The following is a 20,535-nucleotide window of genomic DNA, read 5'->3' as shown; positions in this document are numbered from 1 at the left end:
TCCGTTCAGCGGGCCGGCGTGCTCAGCCCGTCATCGGCACGAAGCCTTTCCCACGCCGCCCGAATGTCTGGCGGGATCGCCACCGCGCCGATGAACCCTGCGCCCGCCGGACCGTAGCCGTTTTCATCATTATTCAGGCGTTTCATCTCGCCCAGTATCATCGAGACATAGCGCTCCGGCTCCCAGATGCCGGGAAGCTGTGCGCCCGTAATGACCGTTTTCCCCGCAACGCTGACAAGGCGCGGAACGAAAACCGGCCAGTTAATAAAGTGCGTGTTCAGACCCCGCTGCGACCAGGCGAAAGCGAACGTTTCACCGGTGCGTCTTTGCATCAGCGGATCCTGCACCAGCAGGCACTGCGCAGGTACGCTGTGGGTTTTTATCAGCAGATCGGCGCTGAACGCCGCATTTTCACCACAGTTCGCCGAGTTGACTTCGACGGTAAGCTGTTCTTCCGACAGGTGAAAAACCTCAAGCGCAATCTTTACCAGCAGCTGCGCTTCGCTCAGATCCTGCGTGTTCAGATGCGCCGTGAGGCGGTTATTGCGCATTGCCTGTCGCAACAGCAGGGTTGAATGGCCTGTTCCGCCTGAAAAGAGAACAGGAATATTGCCCGATTGCGCCAGCGTCAACGCGCCGAAAATAGCCGGTAAAACGGCATGGCCGGCGAGGATCATCAGTTCAGGCCGCAGAGCCGCTTCGGCGGTCAGTTCGTCCGGCGCCAGCCACGCTGCGAGCAGATTCAGATCGTTTATCGCGTTATCACTCAGTTGCATGTTCGCCTCATCTTCCGTTACTGATGCGCTTACTCTACTCACTTTCACGCCTCAGAAAACGCTTAATCGACAGACAACGGCGCACGATAGCTTAACAAGCTGCCGCCATGCGATATACTCACAGCAGTTTTTGCCGCCCGCCCGGGTCGGCATTCAGGATGTTGGAGAAGTGCCTTGCAGGTGAGTCGTTCATTAACGATAAAACAGATGGCGACGGTCTCGGGCGTCGCGGCCGTAACCATTTCTGTGTTTATCGTCATTCAGCTTTTCCATTTTGTGCAGCAGCGCAGGATTGACTACGCCCAGCAAATGGAAAATGTGGCGCATACCGTGCGCCAGCCGCTTTCGCAGGCGGTATTGCGTGCGGATATCACTCAGGCGGAACGCATCCTTAACTCACTAAAACCGGCGGGCATTCTGGGTCGCGCCGAAGTGGTGCTGCCAGGCGGACTTCAGGCACTGCATACCGATTTTGAACCCTCCAGGCCGGTGCCGCGACTGATTGCGAAGGTGTTCAAACTGCCGGTGCAGATCACCGTGCCGCTCTATTCGCTGGAACCGGCCAATCCCAAGCCGATGGCGCTGCTGATCCTCCAGGCGGACTCGTGGCGGGTTTATCAGTTTATCCTCAGCGCGCTGTCGACCATGGTCACCACCTACCTGCTGCTGGCGCTGATCCTCTCTGTTGCCATTAGCTGGTGCATAAATAAGCTGATGGTTCGCCCGCTGCGCAGGATCGCCAACGAGCTTCATCACCTTGAACCGCATGAGATCCTTCCTCATCAGCTGGCGCTGCCGCGTCGCCACCGTGATGATGAACTGGGCATGCTGATCCGCAGCTACAATCGTAATCAGCAACTGGCTGCTTCCGTGCAGCAGCAGGCCAGCCGACAGAGCACGCGCTACGTGGTGACGGATCTCCCGAACAAAACGCTGTTTCTGGCGCTGCTTGAGCAGTATCTCGGCGGCGACGCGCGCGAAGGTTTTTCCGTGCTGGTCCTGCGTATTGAAACGCTACAGGAGATCAGCGGCGTTGTGCCTGACGAACAGCGCGATGCGCTGATGCTGGCACTGCTGGAGAGGCTGAAAAACGGTCTGAGTGACGACGTGCAGATCGGGCAGCTTTCGGTCAGTGATTTTGCGCTGCTAATGAAGCGGGCCAGTAATCCTTTCCGCGCGATGCGGCTTGCCCGGCAGCTTTTACAGCGGCTGACGCAGCCCATTGCCCTGCAACAAATGTATCTGCGCCCACACGTCAGCATTGGGCTGAGCCAGCTTGCGGAAGGCCCGCTGACAGCCCCGGAGTACCTTAACCGTGCCTCGTCGGCGATGATGTCGGCCCGCCAGCAGGGCAAAAATCAGATCCTGTTTTTTGACGCGGCAATGATGGCGCGTGCGCATAAGCGTCTGACTCAGGAGCACGATATTTTGCAGGGGCTGGCCGACGGCCAGTTTGCCCTGTTCCTTCAGCCGCAGCTGGATATGAACAGCGGCAGGCTGGCTGGTGCCGAGGCGCTGCTGCGAATGAAGCAGCCGGATGGTAGCTGGTCGCTGCCGGAAGATCTCATCGCCAACGCGGAAGAGTTGGGCATCATTGATGCGCTTGGCCGCTGGGTATTTGAAGAGTCCTGCCGGGTACTGGCGGAGTGGCAAACGCAGAGCATCGAACTGCCGCTCAGCGTCAATCTTTCTGCCGTGCAGCTCCGCGAACCGAGTATGGTTACCCATTTGCAGAATCTGATTGAGCAGCACGGCATCCGCCCCGGCAGCCTGATCGTGGAAATAACCGAAACCGCGCAGATTGGCGAGCCGGAACTGGCGCGGCGGCTGCTCAGCGAGTTGCAGGCGGTAGGCGTATCGGTGGCGCTGGACGATTTCGGCATGGGCTATGCCAATCTGAACTGGCTCAGCCAGTTTAAATCGCTGCCAATCAGCAAACTGAAAATGGATCGCAGCTTTGTGCGCGTGCTGCCTGACGATGACACCATGGTGCGGATCATTGTGGCTATCGCGGAAATCATTAAGTTGGACGTGATTGCCGAAGGCGTTGAAACGGAAGAGCAGCGCGAGTGGCTGCTGGCGCGCGGCGTGCGTATCGGACAGGGCTTTCTCTATTCAGGCGCGCTCCCGATTGCGGAATTTAATAAAACCTTTTTGTCAGTGCAGTAATAGCGGCTGAATAAATAATAATTTGCCCTGTAACGAATGACGTTTTACTAATAAAGAAAAAATAATGGTCGTGACTTAATATTAACCCGAATATTAATGAAGGCTGAAAATATGACGCGCATGAATGAAATAACGACGAGTATTATTTCCTCAGAAAGAGAGTGTTAAAATAGTCAGACGCTGATACTTTTTTTCAATCATAATCAATCCGCCAGCGGCCTTCGTGACCTGAAGTGTCATTAAATCGTGCGATTATTCATTTTCATTCTGTATCAATAAAAGCATAACGTCAGCAACCCGCCGGATGCGCCCCTAAACCGCATCTCAAGCAGATATGACAGAAACAGATTAATTATAAAACTTACAAAAGTAATACGGTAATCTCTTTCACAACCTGTTTGCCCGTCACGCTGGCTGAAATTAGCCTCTTCTCCGTGACGCAGTTCATAAAACCGCACGCAACATTGCCACGATGGCTTGCCGGTTATATCAATCCCGTTAACGCGGTGTTAAATTTCTTTTGCTGTTTTTACTTATAACTAAAGAAATTTAACCCGTCGTTCCCGGAAACTGTTTATGAAAACTTCCCTGTTCAAAAGCCTCTATTTCCAGGTGCTCACCGCCATCGCCATTGGCGTGCTGCTGGGGCATTTCTATCCTGAGCTCGGCGCCCAGATGAAACCGCTGGGTGACGCCTTTGTGAAGCTGATTAAGATGATTATCGCACCGGTCATTTTCTGTACCGTTGTGACCGGCATCGCTGGCATGGAGAGCATGAAGGCCGTCGGCCGCACCGGCGCAGTGGCGTTGCTCTATTTTGAAGTGGTCAGCACCATCGCGCTGATCATCGGCCTGATCGTGGTGAACGTGCTCCAGCCAGGGGCGGGCATGAACGTTGACCCGGCCACGCTGGATGCGAAAGCCGTGGCGGTCTATGCGCAACAGGCCGAGCAGCAGGGCGTTGTCGCCTTTTTGCTGGACGTTATTCCTAACAGCGTCGTGGGCGCCTTCGCCAGCGGCAACATCCTTCAGGTGCTGCTGTTCGCGATCATGTTTGGTTTTGCGCTGCATCGTATGGGTAATAAAGGCACGCTGATTTTCAACTTTATCGAAACGTTCTCCCAGGTGATTTTCGGCGTAATCAATATGATTATGCGCCTGGCCCCTATCGGCGCATTCGGCGCAATGGCGTTCACTATTGGTAAATATGGCGTGGGTTCGCTGGTGCAGCTGGGCCAGTTAATTATCTGCTTCTATATCACCTGTATTCTGTTTGTGGTTATCGTTCTCGGACTGATCGCCCGCGTGGTCGGTTTCAATATCTTTAAGTTCATCGCCTATATCAAAGAAGAATTGCTGATAGTGCTGGGCACCTCCTCATCTGAATCGGCGCTACCGCGCATGCTGGATAAAATGGAGAAGCTCGGCTGTAAAAAATCGGTGGTGGGGCTGGTTATCCCAACAGGCTATTCTTTCAACCTGGACGGTACCTCTATTTATCTGACGATGGCGGCCGTGTTTATCGCGCAGGCCACCAATGCGCATATGGATATCTTCCATCAGATCACCCTGCTGGTGGTGCTGCTGCTCTCTTCTAAAGGGGCGGCTGGCGTGACAGGCAGCGGCTTTATCGTGCTGGCGGCCACGCTTTCGGCGGTAGGACATCTGCCGGTTGCCGGTCTGGCCCTGATCCTCGGCATCGACCGTTTTATGTCTGAAGCGCGCGCGCTGACTAACCTGGTCGGCAACGGCGTGGCAACGATTGTCGTGGCGAAGTGGGTAGACCAGCTTGATGAGAAGCAGCTTAAAGAGACGCTTTCAGCGCCTAAAAAAGCATCCGGAACCGTGCGTTAAGCCGTCAGTTTGCTAAATGTTTTAACAAATGCCCGCTGCCGCTTGCCCCGGCCAGCGGGCATTTGCATAATGATCCCCATACTTTTTAAAGATTTTTCACTTTGCGGCGCGACATCCTCGCCCGTCCGTGGTCTAACAAATCGTTCTGTTTAATAACAGCGGCCCTCCGATGCCCAGACGGCCGCAGGCGATAGATCGCCAGTGATTCTTTTTGGATTCAGATTGAGTAGGGGTTCACATGCAGGGCACAAGAATGGGTCTTTTGGTTATCGCACTGACCGTCTTTAGCAACGCGACGCGGGCTGAAACACTGCAACCCGACCCGGCCTGGCAACAGGGAAAACTCGATAACGGTTTTAGCTGGCAGGTGCTTACCACGCCGCAGCGCCCGAGCGATCGCGTTGAGGTGCGTTTAATGGTCAATACGGGTTCGCTGGTGGAGAGCACCCAGCAGACCGGCTACAGTCATCTTCTTCCACGCCTGGCGTTAGTGCACAATGCGAAGCTCGATCCTGCCCAACAGCGCTCGCTGTGGCAGCAAAGTATCGATCCCGATCGTCCACAGCCGCCCGCCGTCACGTCTTATGATTTCACGCTTTATACGCTCAGCCTGCCGAACAACCGCCCCGAAGTGCTGAAAGAAGCCATGAGCTGGCTGGCGGCGACCGTTGGTGATATGACGGTGAGTGAGCAAACCATCGGCACCGCGCTGAACGCCGACGATCCCATCGGCACCTGGCCTGCCAACCCGCAGGACGCCTGGTGGCGCTATCGCCTGAAAGGCTCCACGCTGCTGGCACACGATCCGGCAAGCCCCGTGAAACGTCCCGTCGATGCGTCCAGCGTTGAGGCATTTTACAGGCAGTGGTATACGCCCGACGCCATGACCCTGTTCGTGGTCGGCAACGTCGATGGTCGCAGTACGGGTGAGCAGATCGCCAAAACCTTCTCGCCGCTGACCGGCAAGCGTCAACTGCCCTCGCCGATGCCGACGCTTTCGCCACTGCCGCATCAGCCGGTCAATCTGGTCAATCCGGCTATCAGTCAGGATCGGCTGTCGCTGGTGTGGGACAGCGCCTGGCAGCCGATCCGCGATTCGCAAAACCTGATGCGCTACTGGCAGAGCGATCTGGCGCGCGAGGCGCTGTTCTGGCATGTGCAGAAGGAACTGGCTGACAATAAAGCGCAGCGGGTGCAGGTGGGCTTCGACTGCCGGGTGCTCTATCAGCGCGGACAGTGCGCCATTAATCTGGACACCGACAACGCGTCGCTGGCGAGCAATCTCAATCTGATTGCCCGCGAAATGGCGAATATCCGCGATAACGGCCTGCCTCAGGCGGAGTTTGACGCATTGATGGCGCAAAAAACCGCCGAGTTAAACAAGCTGTTCGCCACCTATGCGCGTACGGATACCGACGTGCTGATGAGCCAGCGCCTGCGCTCGCAGCAGAACGCGGTGGTGGATATCGCGCCTGAACAGTATCAGAAGCTGCGGCAGCAGTTCCTTTCGGGTCTGTCGCTGGAGATGATGAATCAGGAGCTGCGCCAGCAGTTGTCGCAGGAACTGACCATGGTGCTGATGCAGCCGCAGGGCGAATCGGAAGTTAACCTGAAAGGGCTTCAGGCCGCCTGGCAAAAAATCATGCAGCCAGAGACCGCCGCGTCCCCCGCCGTTGATGAAATAAAACCGGAAGTTTCAGACATTCCGGCCTCGCAAAACTGATCAACGGGCGGCAACCGCCGCCCGTTTATTTACCAGCTTCGCGCCCGCAGCCACTCGTTAACCAGCATCGGCCAGCTTGCCAGCGGCAAATCCGCGACGTTGCGAATGCCAAAACCGTGCCCGCCCTTCTCATAAAAATGCAGCTCGCTGGAGACGCTGTGCTCACGCAGCGCGCTGAACATCACCATGCTGTTATTAACCGGCACGGATTCGTCATTAACCGCATGGATCAGCAGCGTTTGTGGCGTCTTCTCCGTTACGCGGCTCTCCAGCGAATAGGCGTCGATATCGCGTTGGTCAGGCTGCTCGCCAAGCAGGCGCAGGCGAGAGCCAGCGTGCGCCAGCCCGTCGCGCATGCTGATCACCGGATAGAGCAGTATCAGCGCGTCGGGCCGTGCCGCCAGCGAGTCGGCGATGTCCTGTACCGGATAGAGCTTTTCGCTAAAACGCGTCGCCACGCTGGCGGCAACGTAGCCACCGGCGGAAAAACCCATCATGGCGATATGTTTGCCGTTAAGGCCGCGTGCTGCACGGTGACGTAACACTCTGACCGCGCGCTGGGCATCCGCCAGCGGCGCATCGGCCGCTTCATGGTGGCCGTCCTGCGGCAGGCGATAGGTCATCACCGCCAGCGTGTAGCCCATCGCGGTAAAGAACATCGCCAGCGCACTGCCTTCTTTATCAATCATAATGCGTTCAAACCCACCGCCCGGCGCAACCAGCAGCGTTACGCCATTATCGTTTTTTTCTTCGGGATACCAGAAGGCGATTTCCGGGCAGCGCACGCCGCTGGCGGCGCGATCGTGAGGCTCGTACTCTTTGGCTAAATCAATAATCTGTGGGCGCGCGCGGGAATCACTGGCGCCCGGCGCATCACCCTGAGGCCAGATATTAATTATTTCAGTTTTCATCGGCGCTCCTGTTTATGCTTGCCGTACCGGCAGAAAACAGTCTGGCCGGAAAATGTCTTTTTATTATTAATACTGTGACCCTTAATGAATAAATCGTCCAGCGGTTGGCGCATTAAACCGGCAATTTCAGACCAGGCCTATGCAGAAAGTCTGAAGTAAAATATTAAAAAAAGAGTGTTATCTTTCTTTATGACAACGAATAAATAAAGTTTATCTGTAGGAAAGGGTTAATCCTGCAATGAATTAATTTCACTTAATTTGTGATTAACGTCGAATGTTTCAGACGGAATGATTTTCAGCTATTTGATTTTAGTTTTTATATTAAAAAAGCCGGTGCAATCAGGCTGGAGAAATATTTCAACTATTTAACTTAGTTCCTGCTTTTATCCTGCTCCCGTTACAGCATCATTTTTTCTGCCAATAAAAAGGGCATCCCTCAGGATGCCCATACACTCGCTTCGCCGCCGTTAATCCGGCATCGCCTCACGCGGAATAATCGCGCCACGATGCTGGATAACCGTGCTGGCGGTCAGATGGCCACGCTTCGCGGCATCCAGCGCGTTACCTCCGCTCAGGCGAACGGCAATATAACCGGCGCTGAACGAGTCTCCGGCGGCGGTGGTATCCACCACGCTGCTGGCCGACAGCTTCACGGCGGGCACCACCAGCGGCGGCTGGCCTTCAAGAGAAACCACGCAGGCATCGGCGCCGCGCTTGATGATCACTTCGCTGACGCCGGACGCATGCGTACGTTCGATAACCGTTTCTGCATCCGCCTCGCCCCACAGCAGGGTTTCGTCGTCCAGCGTCAGGAAAGCGATATCGGTAACCTGAAGCATCTCGCGATAAGCTGCCTGCGCATGCTCTTTTGCTGACCACAGGCGCGGACGGTAATTGTTATCAAAGATGATTTTCCCGCCGTTTTTGCGGCAGGCGGTCAGAAGCGCCATCAGCTTTTTGCGGCTTTCTGGCGACAGGATTGCCAGACTGATGCCGCTCAGATAAAGGTAATCAAAATGAGCAAGCTGTTGGCAGATTTCCTCGGCACGCTCGGTATCCAGCCAGAAACGCGCGGCGGCGTCGTTTCGCCAGTACCAGAAGGTGCGCTCGCCCTGCGCGTCGGTTTCAATGACATACAGGCCGGGAAGTTTGTTATCCAGCCGCTGAACCAGCGAGGTGTTAACCGATTCGCGCTGCCAGGCGTCGATCATATCGCTGCTGAAGCTGTCGATACCGAGCGCCGTCACGTACTCAACGCTCAACTGCGCCGCGTCGACCTGCCGTGCGATATAGACTGCGGTATTCAGCGTATCGCCACCAAAGCCACGGCTCAAATCGCTGTTTTTCTGGGAAAGCTCAATCATGCACTCGCCGATTACGGCAATTTTTTTCTGCGTCATGTTCATCAGCCCTTATTTCCGTCTGCCAGCCAGTTTCCCTGCGCGGCTGCGCGGAGTCAATATTTTAAAACAACGTTTTACTTTTTTTTGATATGGGTTAGGCGAAAGCTATTCTCTGAAACGTGATGGTGATAATCCGTCGGCGTCCGGCGCGATAAAGTTATACCGCGCCGGGCCGATATCTTATGGACGTGGAACCCAGTCAGCACGGGCCCAATCCTAAAGGAGTATCATCATGGTGCTGAAAAAAATCAGCCACCAACTTTCCCCCTCAGCGACTGGCAGGAAGCAGCGTGAGATGCGTCAGTTTTGGCAGCAGTGCCAGCGCACCTACATGTTTCAACCTATTTACCGGGTCACGGGGAATTTGATGGCCATAGAACTGCTCACCGCGGTGTTTCACCCTGCCGCACCGGGCCAGAGGCTGTCGCCGGAAATCTATTTTTCCGCACTGGGTATCTCTCAGCGGCTGCATATTATTCGTGAGCAACTTGAATTGTTGGCGCGTTGGGAAGAGAAGTTGAGCAGTGGTCAACTGGTGGCCTCGGTGAATATCGACGGCCCGACGCTGCTGGCGATCCAGCACGATCCTGCTGTTCGCCGCCTGATCGCGCGCAGTCCGTGGCTGCGTTTCGAACTGGTGGAGCACCAGATGCTGCCGCAGGAAGAAATCGTGAAAAAGATGCCGGAGCTGGGGCCGCTGTGGCTGGATGATTTCGGCGCTGGCCTGGCGAACTTCTCGGCGCTGACTGAACTGAAATATGACTACATCAAGCTGGCGCGTGAGCTTTTTATTCTGCTGCGCAACACCGATGAGGGCCGCAACATGTTCAATATGCTGCTGGCGCTGATCGGTCGTTACTGCAACGGTGTGGTGGTCGAAGGCGTGGAAACCATTGACGAGTGGACACAGGTGCAAAATTCACCGGCTTTCGCTGCTCAGGGCTACTTTTTTGCGCGTCCAAAACTTTTTGACGAGTTTACCTCGCTGCCGTTGCGTTTGTTGTGATGCCGTTTACGCTTCCGTCGACTATCTTTACAGAAGACCGAAGCGTTTATGGAGATCAGGTATGTCACGCACGGGGAAAATAATTAGTTGGATTGTCGGGATTTTTTTGTTGCTGGTTGTGGTGCTTATCATCATCATCGCCACCTTTGACTGGAACCGTCTGAAGCCGACCATCAACCAGAAAGTCTCGACGGAACTTAACCGTCCTTTTGCCATTCGGGGCGATCTGGGTGTCGCATGGGAGCGTAACCGCGAAGAGCCTGGCTGGCGTAGCTGGGTGCCGTGGCCGCACGTGCATGCCGAAGACATCATGCTTGGCAACCCGCCGGAGGTGCCGGAAGTCTCAATGGTGCATCTGGAACGCGTGGACGCCACGCTGGCACCGTTAGCGCTGCTGGGCAAAGAGGTTTACATTCCGTGGATTAAGCTGAAGCAGCCGGATGCGAAACTTATTCAGACTATCGATCGTAAAAACAACTGGACCTTCAACCTGGCAGGGAGCGAAAACCCCGATCCTAATCAGCCGCCTTCCGCCTGGACCTTCCGCCTGGACAACGTCATGTTTGACCAGGGGCAAATTGCCTACCGTGACGCCATCAATAAAGCGGACGTAAAGGTGACCGTAAATCCGCTGGGCAAACCGGTTCCTTACGAGCAGGTGGCGGGCAGCAAAGAGGACGTGGCGAAGAAAGGCGCCTCGGACTTCGTTTTCGGCTGGAAAGCCAGCGGCACCTATAACAACGAGCAGCTGACCGGCGACGGAAAAATCGGCGGTATGCTTTCGCTGCGGAGCAAAACCAATCCGTTCCCGCTTCAGGCCGACCTGCGTAATGGCACCACACGCGTACAGGTGGCGGGCAGTTTGCAGGATCCGCTTAACCTTGGCGGGCTGGACATTCGCCTGCGTTTCTCCGGCGATACGCTGGCTAACCTGTATGGGTTGACCGGCGTGTTGCTGCCCGATACGCCGCCTTATGAAACGGACGGTCGCCTGATCGCCCGTTTCCAGGAGAAGGGCGGGCCGGTGTTTGACTATAAAAATTTCAACGGCCACATCGGCGACAGCGATATCCACGGTTCAATGACGTATACCCAGGGCAAACCGCGGCCTAAGCTTGCCGGTGAACTGGAGTCGCGTCAGCTACGTATGGCGGATCTGGGGCCGCTGATTGGCGTGAACTCCGGTAAAGGCAGTGAAAAAACCGAGAAGGCAAAAGCGAAGCGCGGCGATGCCGCCAGCCAGCCGTCGGATCGGGTGCTGCCGCATGATAAATTCGATACCAAAAGCTGGGACGTCATGGATGCCGACGTCAAATTCAGCGGCAAGCGTATCGAACACAGCAACTCGCTGCCGCTGAGCGATCTGTATACTCACCTGGTGCTGAAAAACGGCGACCTGCTGCTCGATCCACTGCGCTTTGGCGTGGCGGGCGGTACGTTGAACTCGACCATTCACATGGAAGGCAACCTTTCGCCGATGCGCGCCCGCGCGGATCTGCACGCGCGCAACCTGAAACTGAAGCAGATCCTGCCGGACGTGCAGGCGATGCAGAGCAGTATGGGGCAGCTTAACGGCGATGCGAAGCTGACCGGTACCGGCAATTCCGTAGCGGATATTCTGGCAACCAGCAACGGCGATCTGAAGATCCTGATGAATGACGGCATCATCAGCCGCAGCCTGATGGAGATTGTCGGGCTGAACGTGGGTAACTATGTCGTCGGCAAGCTCTTTGGCGACGATCAGGTACGCATCAACTGCGCCGCAGCGGATCTGAACGTCAATAACGGTCTCGCTTCCACTAAGCTGTTCGTTTTTGATACGGAGAACGCGGTAATCAACATCAGCGGTACCACCAACTTCGCCAACGAACGCATGGATCTCTCCATCAACCCGGAAAGTAAGGGCATTCGTATTGTTACCCTGCGCTCGCCGCTTTATGTGCGCGGCACCTTTAAGAATCCGGACGCCGGCGTTAAGGCCGGCCCGCTTATCGCGCGCGGCGCGGCAGCGGTTGCGCTGGGCGCAGTGGTGGCACCGGCGGCGGCGTTGCTGGCGCTGATCTCACCAAGCGATAACGAAGAGAACCAGTGCACTAACGTACTTCGCGAAATGAAAGGCAAGAAGTAAACCGTTGAAAACAAAAAGCCCGCTCTGGCTTAGTCAGAACGGGCTTTTTTTATACGCGCGATAACCTCAGTCGTACAGCGAAGCGTTGCGGGTTTCCCGGCTGGCAATCAGGGCAAACAGCGTCAGACAGGCCATCGCCGCCAGATAGAGGCCAACGGAGAACAGGCCGTAAGTGTGTGCCAGCCAGGTGGCGATATAAGGCGCAACCGAGGCACCCAGAATCGACGACAGGTTATAGGAGAACGACGCGCCGGTATAACGCACCTCGGTGGGAAACAGTTCCGGCAGCAGAGCGCCCATCGGGCCAAAGGTCAGGCCCATCACGCTCAGGCCGCAGATCAGAAACGCCATAACCCACACCGGATTACCCGATCCCAACATCGACGGGAAAATCAGCGCAAAGGCGATAATCATCAGCGTAATCACAATCATCGTTTTGCGGCGGCCATAGCGATCGGCCAGCAGACCGGCAATCGGCACCATGATGCCGAAACCGATCACCGCCATCATCAGCATCCACAGCATGGTATTTCGCGCAAAGCCCAGGCCGTTCGGCGCGGGCGTGGTGCCGTAGCTCATGGAGTAAACGGTCATAATATAGAACAGCGTATAGGTCGCCAGCATAATGAATGTGCCGATGATGGTCGGCTTCAGGTGCTGGCTCAGCAGCGTGCCGATCGGCACTTTCACCTGTTTCTTCTCTTTTTTCACCTTCGCAAATACCGGCGACTCATGCAGCGAAACGCGCACGTAAAGCCCAATCAGCACCAGCACGGCGGAGAGAATAAACGGTACGCGCCAGCCCCACTGCATAAACTGTTGGTCAGTGAGCAGCCAGGAGAGCAGCAGAAAGGTGCCGTTCGCGAAGAAAAAGCCAATGGGCGCGCCCAGCTGCGGGAAAGAGCCGTACAGCGCGCGTTTCTTCGCCGGGGCATTCTCGGTGGCCAGCAGCGCTGCGCCACCCCATTCTCCGCCCAGACCCAGCCCCTGTCCGAAGCGCGCCAGCGCCAGCAGCAGCGGCGCAAATACGCCGATGGTGGCGTAGCCGGGCAGCAGGCCAATCAGCACCGTAGAAACGCCCATGGTAAGCAGCGAGGCGACCAGCGTCACCTTGCGTCCGGCGCGATCGCCGAAGTGTCCGAACAGCGCCGAGCCGATGGGGCGGGCGACGAAAGCGATGGCGAAGGTAGCCAGCGACTGTAGCGTGGCGACCGTGGCATCGCCCTGCGGGAAGAAAATGTGCGGAAAAACGATGACCGCTGCGGTGGCATAAATGTAGAAATCGAAGAATTCGATAGCGGTGCCGACCAGCGAGGCGATCACCACCTTGCTGCGCGAATTCACCGGGGTGGGATCATTTTCCTGATCCAGGCCTGGAGCGATGGAAGCTTGCATAATAGTTATTTCTTATTAAAAAAATGTAAACAAGAATCTTACGCAGTGCTCAGGCTGCATTCAATGCTGAAAAACGGGCGCGCCGCCGGGGAGAGGCACGGAAAAGAGGATTATCTGTGTATGCGGATATTTCCTGGCGAATGGCAGGGGTAAACTGACCGTTTTTAGCGTTAACCACTGAAAAACACCTGATAAAAAGTGATGCCTCAGCGGTAAATGCTGCTTTGTGGTTAACTTTTACCCGGATCGCCAGATTTTTAACTGAATTTCGGCGCCGTACCAGCGACGGCTATTTGACGCTGAAAAAGCGCAGCCAGATAAAGCGGATCAGAAAATATTCAACGGCGCCCACTATCAAAAACCACAGGCAGAGCACCAGCGTATAGAGCTGCACCACGTCGCTGAGGTGGAAGAAAGTGACCATTTTATGCGTGAGGCTCAGGCCAAACCAGGGCGCGGGCAGCAGCAGCGCAGAGAGAAAGCCAAGCAGCAGGGTGCTCATTGGCATCAAAAAGGTTAAAAACGGATTTTTCATTGGCGGTATCCTGTTCATCAACGGCTATTTTGAGGTAATCGGGCGACGGGTTCAATCGTTGGCGTTTTTACGCGCCATTCGGCAATTATTACCTCAGCCACTTCGCTTAATTAATCCGCACTGACTTCCCGGTCAATAGCGTTAACAGTGTAATTCTTTTAGGCTTTTTGCGTTTACTTTATACGCAGAGTTAGCCGTTGTTAAAAAGTATAGCCGAGGCTATACTCAAATCCATGATTTTACTGTCTTTTTTTTTGGAAACGCACATGATAGGATGCGTTTCGTTTCGCCCCTCCCGCGGTTATTTTTCCATCGGGAACTGTTCTTTAAAGCGCTTTGGCCCGTTTTCAGGCTCAGGGCCGGTAATAACCACAATGAATCTATACGCAACGCTCATTTTAGCTTTTGGTATGTCGATGGATGCTTTTGCCGCAGCAATTGGTAAAGGCGCAAGCCTGCACCGACCAGGCATTAAAGAAGCCCTTCGCACCGGGCTGATTTTCGGTACCATTGAAGCGCTGACGCCGCTGGTTGGCTGGGCGGTAGGCATCGCCGCCAGCCGCTACGTTATGGCGTGGGATCACTGGGTTGCATTCACGCTGCTGTTTGTTCTTGGCGCACGAATGATTATCGAAGGCGTGCGCAAGGACGACGCCGTATGCGAGGAAGCGCCGCAGCGTCACAGCTTCTGGCTGCTGGCCTGTACCGCCGTCGCAACCAGCCTCGACGCGATGGCAGTGGGCGTGGGCCTGGCTTTTCTTCAGGTCAATATCGTCACCACCGCAATGGCCATTGGCGCATCAACGATGGTCATGGCCTCGTTGGGTATCCTTCTTGGCCGTTACCTGGGCCCGATGATGGGCAAGTGGGCAGAAATTTTCGGCGGCGTGGTACTGATTGGTATTGGTAGCAGCATTCTGATCGAGCATTTGGAGCTTTTTGCCTGATTTTGTGATCAACTTCAAATTTATTTGCGTAAAAAACCGCCTTCTTATATACTTTTTTTGATTCTTACTAAAAAAGTTTAGAAGGCCATGATGAAAAATTTACTCCGCAGCATGTTTCGTAGCTATGTCGAAACATTCAAGCACGTACCGCCAGGCGCAATGTCCTGACAGTATTACCCTCGATAGCCACGGTCATGGAAAGACCGGCGGTTATCGTTTTTCCCGCCGGCTTTTTCTGCGCGCCTTGCGCAATCTCCTGATTTCATTAACAAACGCGCATCTTATTGCACAGCGGATATCAATCCTGACTCTGATACTCCTGCAAGGTAGCGTCCTGGCAAGCCTGCTCGCTCTGACTGGCTTTTTTCTTCTCTTCAGCGCTCAGATTCATCCAGGCGGCCACCACGGTCCTTGCCTCGTCTTCATCAAACTCTGGTTTCTCTATGGAGGAAGAAGACTGACTGCGCGCGGTGAGATTTTTCATCTGCGCGATGTATTCATCTGCCGTGGTTGGCGCTTTTTCCTGTAAGGCTACGGTGCAAAGATTTGCCACGTAGGTTTGTGAACCGTCTTCAACCTGATCCTCAGCCTGCGCGGTGCCTGCGACAGCCAGAGCGGTAAGAAGCATCAGTACCTTTTTCATTTTCAACACCTTATTGAGTAATGGCAGCGTTATCCGTTCTGAAAACGGCGTTGTTTTTCATAAAAGCTACCAACAATAGAGGATTGTTGCAAAGCGGCTTGAAAAAGACAGACGATCATAAATAGAGATGCAGATATTCCACCAGGCACAAAATTGCCATCGCCTGTCCGTAAGGCATTGAGGTCAGCGGGATTTGGCGATAGTAATCAAGGTCTTTGCCCATGGCCGTGCCGAAGGAGACCTGAGTCAGTTCGCCCTCTGCATTGATTCTCTTGAGAAGCCCCTTCAGCGCCTTCTCGGCGACCGCCACGTAGCGTCTGTCGACGTACCGTTTGCGTGCCGCTTTCAGCATGCCGAAGGCGAAACCGGCGGTCGCCGACGCCTCAAGATAGGTGCTGCTGTCATCCAGCAATGTGTGCCACAATCCGCTCTCATCCTGACACTGCTCCAGCGCCGCAAGCTGGTTGGCAAGAATCTGCTGCATGGTGCGTCGCAGGGCGTTATTTTCCGGCAAGTCCAGCAGCTCAAGAAACTCAGGAATGAACAGCGTCAGCCAGCTGTTTCCCCGCGCCCAGCGTGCTCCGGCGAAATTGTGGTGCCCGTCAAACGTCCAGCCGTGAAACCACAGGCCGGTTTGCTTATCCATCAGGTACTGCGCGTGTACCTGAAACTGATAACAGGCTTCTTCAATACAGGCCGGGCGATTGAGCAATTTGCCAATTTTTGCCAGCGGCAACACGGTCATCATCAGCGTGTCGTCCCACAGCTGCTGATGATTTTCTTCGGCCAGCGTAATGTGTTGCAGACCGCCACAGGACGTTCTGGGCATCTCGTACATCACCCATTCCGCCCAGCTCTCCAGCCACGGCAGCCAGCGCGGATCGCGCGTTTCTTCATAGCGATACGCCAGCGTCAGGAAAGGGCAAACGGTGTTCACGTTGCGCGTGGTGGCGCCTTCCGCAAAGCGATCGGCGAACCAGTCGTCAATGATGGCGCGCAGCCGGTCATCGCCCGTCAGCCGGTAATATTTATGAATGCCGTACAGACCGATGCCGTGTGTCCACTCCCAGCCTGCCCAGCCTTTTGTATCAATGACTCTGCCGTCATCCAGCCGCAGCAGAAATTCACCGGTGTCGTCGTGAATATTAATCAGGTTATCGACCAGCTTGTTGATCTGCTGATGCAGTTCGCGTTGGCTGATAAAGCGCGCAGGCTGGCGCAGCAGCGGGCTGTGTTTTACGGGATAAATTAACATCGCACTCTCCTTATATAGGGCGAATTAAGACGTCAGGGTGGTTGAGGAACTCTCCGCCGACGCGGCGGTGCGACGCAGCGGCATTGCGGCAGGTTTATGCCGGTTCAGATAACCAATATTGTTATTGCCCCACAGCGATTCATACGGCAGGCCAGCCAGCATCTCGACCGTTGCCCGCGCCTGCGGTGAAACCGCTTCCGGCACCACACCGCCCGCCGCCCGCATCTTTTCCGTCTCTTCACGCAGGATCTGGTGCGTGGCGAGATTGAGCCTGAAGCGCAGTGAGATGAAAAAGCCTGCGGAGAGCACCATCAGCGTGCCGACGCAGAGAATAGCGAGAATGGTATGGCTGACCGTTTCGCTCTGGGTGCCGCTGCCCGCCACAAAACCGGAGAGCTGCATCATGATCCCCACCAGCATCACCGCGCCGGCCTGGGACGCCTTGCGGGTCAGCGTCATGATCCCGGCGAAAATGCCTTCGCGGCGCTGCCCGGTAATCACTTCATCGACGTCAGAGATGTAGGTGTAGATGTTCCACGGCACATAGTTGATGCCGCCACGTCCCAATCCGGCCACCGCAGAGATCAGCAGCAGCAGCGAGAAAACGTCATTCAGTCCGGCAAACCAGAGCAACCCGTAAGACAACGCGCTCAGACCAAACAGCACCACGACGATGCGGTATGAGGGAGCCGGGCCGAAGCGTATACAGAGCGGGATCATGCCGATAACGGCGATAAACTGCATGATAGCCATTGCGCCCATCAGGTTCGACGCAAGGGTCGCGCTCTGCATCAGCACAAATACCACGTAATAGGTGAATACCGCGTTAAAGACATCCTGCGCAATATATCCCCCGAGGTACATGCCGATATGCTGGCGAAAGATGCGTACGCGCAGGGTGGACGTCAGCTCAATTTTTAGGCGCGTCAGGCTCTGTCGCAGCGTCAGCTTCTGTGTTTCCGCCTTCAGCGCTGTTGCAGATTTCTTCTCAACAGGACGCTCCCAGGTGAAGAACCAGACCAGCGTCAGCACCATCGCGCAGATCATCGAGAAAACGAGGCTGGCGTAAAAAAAGGAGAGCGGATTATCTTTCCCGAACCAGCTCAGCAGCACGCCGGGCAGGAAAGCGGCAAGAATGGCTGAGAGCTGCGCCAGCGCGATGCGTGCGCCGGAAAACTTCGTTTTCTGCCTGAAGTCATCGGTCATCTCCGGCACCAGCGTCTCGTAGGGCACGAGGATCGAGGTATAGACCACCTCAAACAGCAGATAGGTCAGCAGATACCAGACGTAGCTCATGTCGCTTATCCACATCAGGCTGTAGGTGAATACCAGGGGGATGCCGGTAAGGATAAAGAATTTGCGTCGTCCAAAGCGCTTGCCGAGGCGGGTGGCGCCGAAGTTGTCCGTCAGATAACCCATCAGCGGGCTGGCCACCGCATCAACGACGCGGGCGAGTGCAAAGATGGATGTCGCCTCAATCGGGCTGAGGCCGCAGAAGGTAGTGTAAAAATATAACAGCCAGGCCGACGTCAGCGCCATGGTGCCCGCGCCGAGAAAATCGCCCGATCCATAAGCCAGATAATTGAGCGTTCCGGGTTTGCGTATTGTCATCGTCTTCATCCTGATAATCCAACCTGTGGGTCCGGCATGACGTCGGAGGATGGGATTAACGTAGAGCGAGGAACAGGTAAAGACCTTCGTATTTTTGCCGGCCCGGCGGCAAAAATGGCAAAAAGATAAAGAGACGCCCGGCGTACTTCACTAATTTTATAAAACTGCGTTTCATTTTAGTTGTCGGGATCTTGGCAGCCGCTATGCCAATACGTTTGAAAGGAGTAAGAGCTTATGAAAGCGACGGTAGTCAGCCACACTCATACGGTCGACATCGTTGATAAGACATCGCGTGCATTGGCACAGGGCGAAGCCCGGCTCAACTTCGGTCATGAAGGCGTCGGGATGGTTAAAGAGGTTGGTTCTGGCGTCACCTTTTGAGGTCATTACTGCGATTTTCAGCGCAATGCAGGAAGGTGAAATCACAGGCAGGATGGTAACTGACTTTACCAACAGGTAACGCGGTATAAACAGGAGATGCCGTGCGGCACCTCGTTATCGATTCATGCCTGCATATAAAAACTTGAACGTTCAGAGGCCCGGGGTTCCAGCACGGTATAGAGGCGCTGCCAGAGAAGGGAAATTAACCAGTTTGTATTGTTGAGCATAGAAATTTCCTCAATGGGAGCGGCTGACGCACTAAATGTAATCGCAATGCGGAAAACTGCAAAAAAGGATCGCCATTTTTGTTAAAGCAAATGTCATTTTGCTTCCCTTGTTACGAGAAGGTATCTGCCCCCACGCTGTTTTATCCACTATGGTTAATAACATTCAAATGTTTTTTGATCTGATGGAGAACAGAACGCGTGAAAGCATTCCCTCACTGTCTGTTAGCGACTGGCGTGCTGGTGAGCGCAATGGCGACCGCCGCCGGGCCCGCTTATGGCCCTGAGCTTCAGGGGTTTAACTTCACCTTACCCGTCCAGAAATACACCTTCACTTCTCAGGGCCAGCCGCTGACGATGGGTTACATCGATATGAAACCGCAGGGCAAGGCAAACGGGCGCACGGTAGTGCTGATGCACGGTAAAAACTTCTGCGGCATCACCTGGGAGACGTCGATTAACGCGCTGAGCCGCGCAGGTTATCGGGTGATTGCGCCGGACCAAATCGGTTTTTGCACCGCCAGCAAACCGGCACACTATCAGTACAGTTTCCAGCAGCTGGCGCAAAACACGCATCGGCTTTTAAGCAGCCTGAAGGCAGACAGGGTGACGCTCATCGGCCACTCGACCGGCGGCATGCTGGCAACCCGCTATGCGCTGATGTATCCGCAGGCGGTGGAGAAGCTGGTGATGGTCAATCCCATCGGGCTGGAGGACTGGAAGGCCAAAGGCGTGCCGTGGCGCAGCGTGGATGAGTGGTATCAGCGTGAACTGAAAACCAGCGCTGCCAGCATCAAAAAATATGAGCTGAACACCTATTACACCGGCAAATGGAAGCCGGAGTATGATCGCTGGGTCACCATGCTGGCCGGGTTGAATAACGGGTCGGGCAAAAAAGCGGTGGCCTGGAACTCGGCATTAATCTACGACATGATTTTTACCCAGCCGGTTTACTATGAGTTTAACGATCTTACCGTGCCCACCACGCTGATGATCGGCACCGCCGACACCACGGCTATTGGCAGCGACATCGCGCCGCCAGAGGTGAAAGCGAAGGTGGGAAATTATGAGCAACTCGGCAAGCAGGCGGCGAAGCTCATCCCCCATGCCATCCTGATTGAATTCGCCGGCATGGGTCACGCTCCGCAGATGGAAGCGCCGGAGAAGTTCAACCAGACGCTGCTGGATAATCTGGGCTCACCCTAACGGCACTGCGCGGTGCAGGCCTGGGTACAGCTCTGCATCTGCGTGCTACAGCCGCTGTCGTCATTGCGGTCGCACTGGCTCTTTTGCAGATAGCAATTCTGCTGGCACTGGGTGAGATTGCACTGTGAGGCGACGGGCGTGAACATCGCGCTGGCCGGTTTCGGCGGAAGCTGCGCGCATGCCTGGCCGGAAAGTGCGAGGCATATCACGGTAAAGAGGCTATAGCGTTTCATGGCTTTCTCCGGCTGCGTAGATTCAGTTCAGTGTAGCTAACTATCCTGCTTCCTGAGCATAGCCACGGCATTCCCACCCGACATCGTGAACTGCACGCGGCGCTTTGCTGTGAGATCCCGCACACCGGTTTGTTG

18 protein-coding genes are annotated in these 20,535 nt (G+C 55.2%); 9 read left to right on the top strand and 9 right to left on the bottom strand.

Annotation, left to right across the window (positions count from 1 at the left end; genetic code table 11):
* Positions 1 to 5 precede the first annotated feature (5 nt).
* Entirely contained in the window at positions 6 to 818 is an 813-nt protein-coding gene (locus GS12_RS06795) for an ElyC/SanA/YdcF family protein (protein ID WP_235421097.1), read from the bottom strand.
* A 132-nt stretch (positions 819 to 950) separates the two neighbouring features.
* On the opposite strand from GS12_RS06795, the gene hmsP reads away from it, so the two are divergent.
* The 3 genes from hmsP (at position 951) to GS12_RS06780 (ending at position 6,522) form a co-directional block, all read left to right on the top strand.
* Positions 951 to 2,945 carry a biofilm formation regulator HmsP gene (gene hmsP, locus GS12_RS06790; RefSeq protein ID WP_034945169.1) on the top strand — a complete coding sequence of 665 codons (1,995 nt, stop codon included), beginning with the start codon at positions 951 to 953 and terminating at the stop codon, positions 2,943 to 2,945.
* Between the two features lie 576 nt (positions 2,946 to 3,521).
* A complete protein-coding gene (locus GS12_RS06785) occupies positions 3,522 to 4,799 on the top strand; it encodes a dicarboxylate/amino acid:cation symporter (protein ID WP_034945166.1) in 1,278 nt (425 codons plus the stop codon).
* Positions 4,800 to 5,037: 238 nt separating this feature from the next.
* On the top strand, positions 5,038 to 6,522 hold the full coding sequence (locus GS12_RS06780) for a M16 family metallopeptidase (RefSeq protein ID WP_034945164.1): 1,485 nt from the start codon (positions 5,038 to 5,040) through the stop codon (positions 6,520 to 6,522).
* 29 nt (positions 6,523 to 6,551) lie between these two features.
* Here GS12_RS06780 and GS12_RS06775 read toward each other — a convergent pair whose 3' ends face one another.
* On the bottom strand, positions 6,552 to 7,433 hold the full coding sequence (locus tag GS12_RS06775) for an alpha/beta hydrolase (RefSeq protein WP_034917908.1): 882 nt from the start codon (positions 7,431 to 7,433) through the stop codon (positions 6,552 to 6,554).
* Positions 7,434 to 7,900: 467 nt separating this feature from the next.
* Positions 7,901 to 8,833 (bottom strand): 2-dehydro-3-deoxygluconokinase, encoded by a 933-nt coding sequence (kdgK, locus tag GS12_RS06770; RefSeq protein WP_034945251.1) that lies wholly within the window; start codon positions 8,831 to 8,833, stop codon positions 7,901 to 7,903.
* 235 nt (positions 8,834 to 9,068) lie between these two features.
* On the opposite strand from kdgK, the gene pdeH reads away from it, so the two are divergent.
* On the top strand, positions 9,069 to 9,842 hold the full coding sequence (gene pdeH, locus GS12_RS06765) for a cyclic-guanylate-specific phosphodiesterase (protein ID WP_034945162.1): 774 nt from the start codon (positions 9,069 to 9,071) through the stop codon (positions 9,840 to 9,842).
* Between the two features lie 61 nt (positions 9,843 to 9,903).
* Positions 9,904 to 11,970 carry an AsmA family protein gene (locus GS12_RS06760; protein ID WP_034945160.1) on the top strand — a complete coding sequence of 689 codons (2,067 nt, stop codon included), beginning with the start codon at positions 9,904 to 9,906 and terminating at the stop codon, positions 11,968 to 11,970.
* A gap of 66 nt (positions 11,971 to 12,036) precedes the next feature.
* On the opposite strand, the gene GS12_RS06755 is transcribed toward GS12_RS06760, so the two are convergent.
* Both GS12_RS06755 and GS12_RS06750 read right to left on the bottom strand, forming a co-directional pair.
* Positions 12,037 to 13,365: an MFS transporter gene (locus GS12_RS06755; protein ID WP_034917901.1), complete on the bottom strand. Its 1,329-nt coding sequence runs from the start codon at positions 13,363 to 13,365 to the stop codon at positions 12,037 to 12,039.
* Between the two features lie 289 nt (positions 13,366 to 13,654).
* Positions 13,655 to 13,900 (bottom strand): DUF1158 family protein, encoded by a 246-nt coding sequence (locus GS12_RS06750; RefSeq protein WP_034917898.1) that lies wholly within the window; start codon positions 13,898 to 13,900, stop codon positions 13,655 to 13,657.
* Between the two features lie 374 nt (positions 13,901 to 14,274).
* Here GS12_RS06750 and mntP point away from each other — a divergent pair, with 374 nt between their 5' ends.
* Positions 14,275 to 14,847, top strand: a complete 573-nt coding sequence (mntP, locus tag GS12_RS06745; protein WP_034917896.1) for a manganese efflux pump MntP — start codon at positions 14,275 to 14,277, stop codon at positions 14,845 to 14,847.
* An 87-nt stretch (positions 14,848 to 14,934) separates the two neighbouring features.
* Entirely contained in the window at positions 14,935 to 15,015 is an 81-nt protein-coding gene (gene azuC / locus GS12_RS25275) for a stress response protein AzuC (protein ID WP_152601371.1), read from the top strand.
* A gap of 130 nt (positions 15,016 to 15,145) precedes the next feature.
* On the opposite strand, the gene GS12_RS06740 is transcribed toward azuC, so the two are convergent.
* From GS12_RS06740 to GS12_RS06730, 3 genes are all read right to left on the bottom strand, one after another.
* Positions 15,146 to 15,490: a hypothetical protein gene (locus tag GS12_RS06740; RefSeq protein WP_034945158.1), complete on the bottom strand. Its 345-nt coding sequence runs from the start codon at positions 15,488 to 15,490 to the stop codon at positions 15,146 to 15,148.
* A 115-nt stretch (positions 15,491 to 15,605) separates the two neighbouring features.
* Positions 15,606 to 16,745, bottom strand: a complete 1,140-nt coding sequence (bglB, locus tag GS12_RS06735) for a beta-galactosidase BglB (protein WP_034945156.1) — start codon at positions 16,743 to 16,745, stop codon at positions 15,606 to 15,608.
* A gap of 24 nt (positions 16,746 to 16,769) precedes the next feature.
* On the bottom strand, positions 16,770 to 18,365 hold the full coding sequence (locus tag GS12_RS06730; protein WP_034945154.1) for an MFS transporter: 1,596 nt from the start codon (positions 18,363 to 18,365) through the stop codon (positions 16,770 to 16,772).
* A gap of 225 nt (positions 18,366 to 18,590) precedes the next feature.
* Between GS12_RS06730 and GS12_RS24595 the strand changes: the two genes are divergently transcribed.
* Both GS12_RS24595 and GS12_RS06725 read left to right on the top strand, forming a co-directional pair.
* A complete protein-coding gene (locus tag GS12_RS24595) occupies positions 18,591 to 18,737 on the top strand; it encodes a hypothetical protein (protein ID WP_160279908.1) in 147 nt (48 codons plus the stop codon).
* Between the two features lie 476 nt (positions 18,738 to 19,213).
* Complete coding sequence (locus GS12_RS06725) at positions 19,214 to 20,167, top strand: alpha/beta fold hydrolase (protein WP_072016848.1); 954 nt, start codon at positions 19,214 to 19,216, stop codon at positions 20,165 to 20,167.
* Here the strand turns inward: GS12_RS06725 and GS12_RS06720 are convergent.
* Complete coding sequence (locus GS12_RS06720; protein ID WP_034945149.1) at positions 20,164 to 20,400, bottom strand: hypothetical protein; 237 nt, start codon at positions 20,398 to 20,400, stop codon at positions 20,164 to 20,166. The genes GS12_RS06725 and GS12_RS06720 overlap by 4 nt on opposite strands.
* Between the last annotated feature and the right edge of the window lie 135 nt (positions 20,401 to 20,535).

Source organism: Erwinia oleae, from assembly GCF_000770305.1.
In the GTDB taxonomy this organism is placed as follows: domain Bacteria; phylum Pseudomonadota; class Gammaproteobacteria; order Enterobacterales; family Enterobacteriaceae; genus Erwinia; species Erwinia oleae.
Note: the sequence above shows the minus strand (reverse complement) of the source record. Positions and strands in the feature narration are given on the sequence as shown.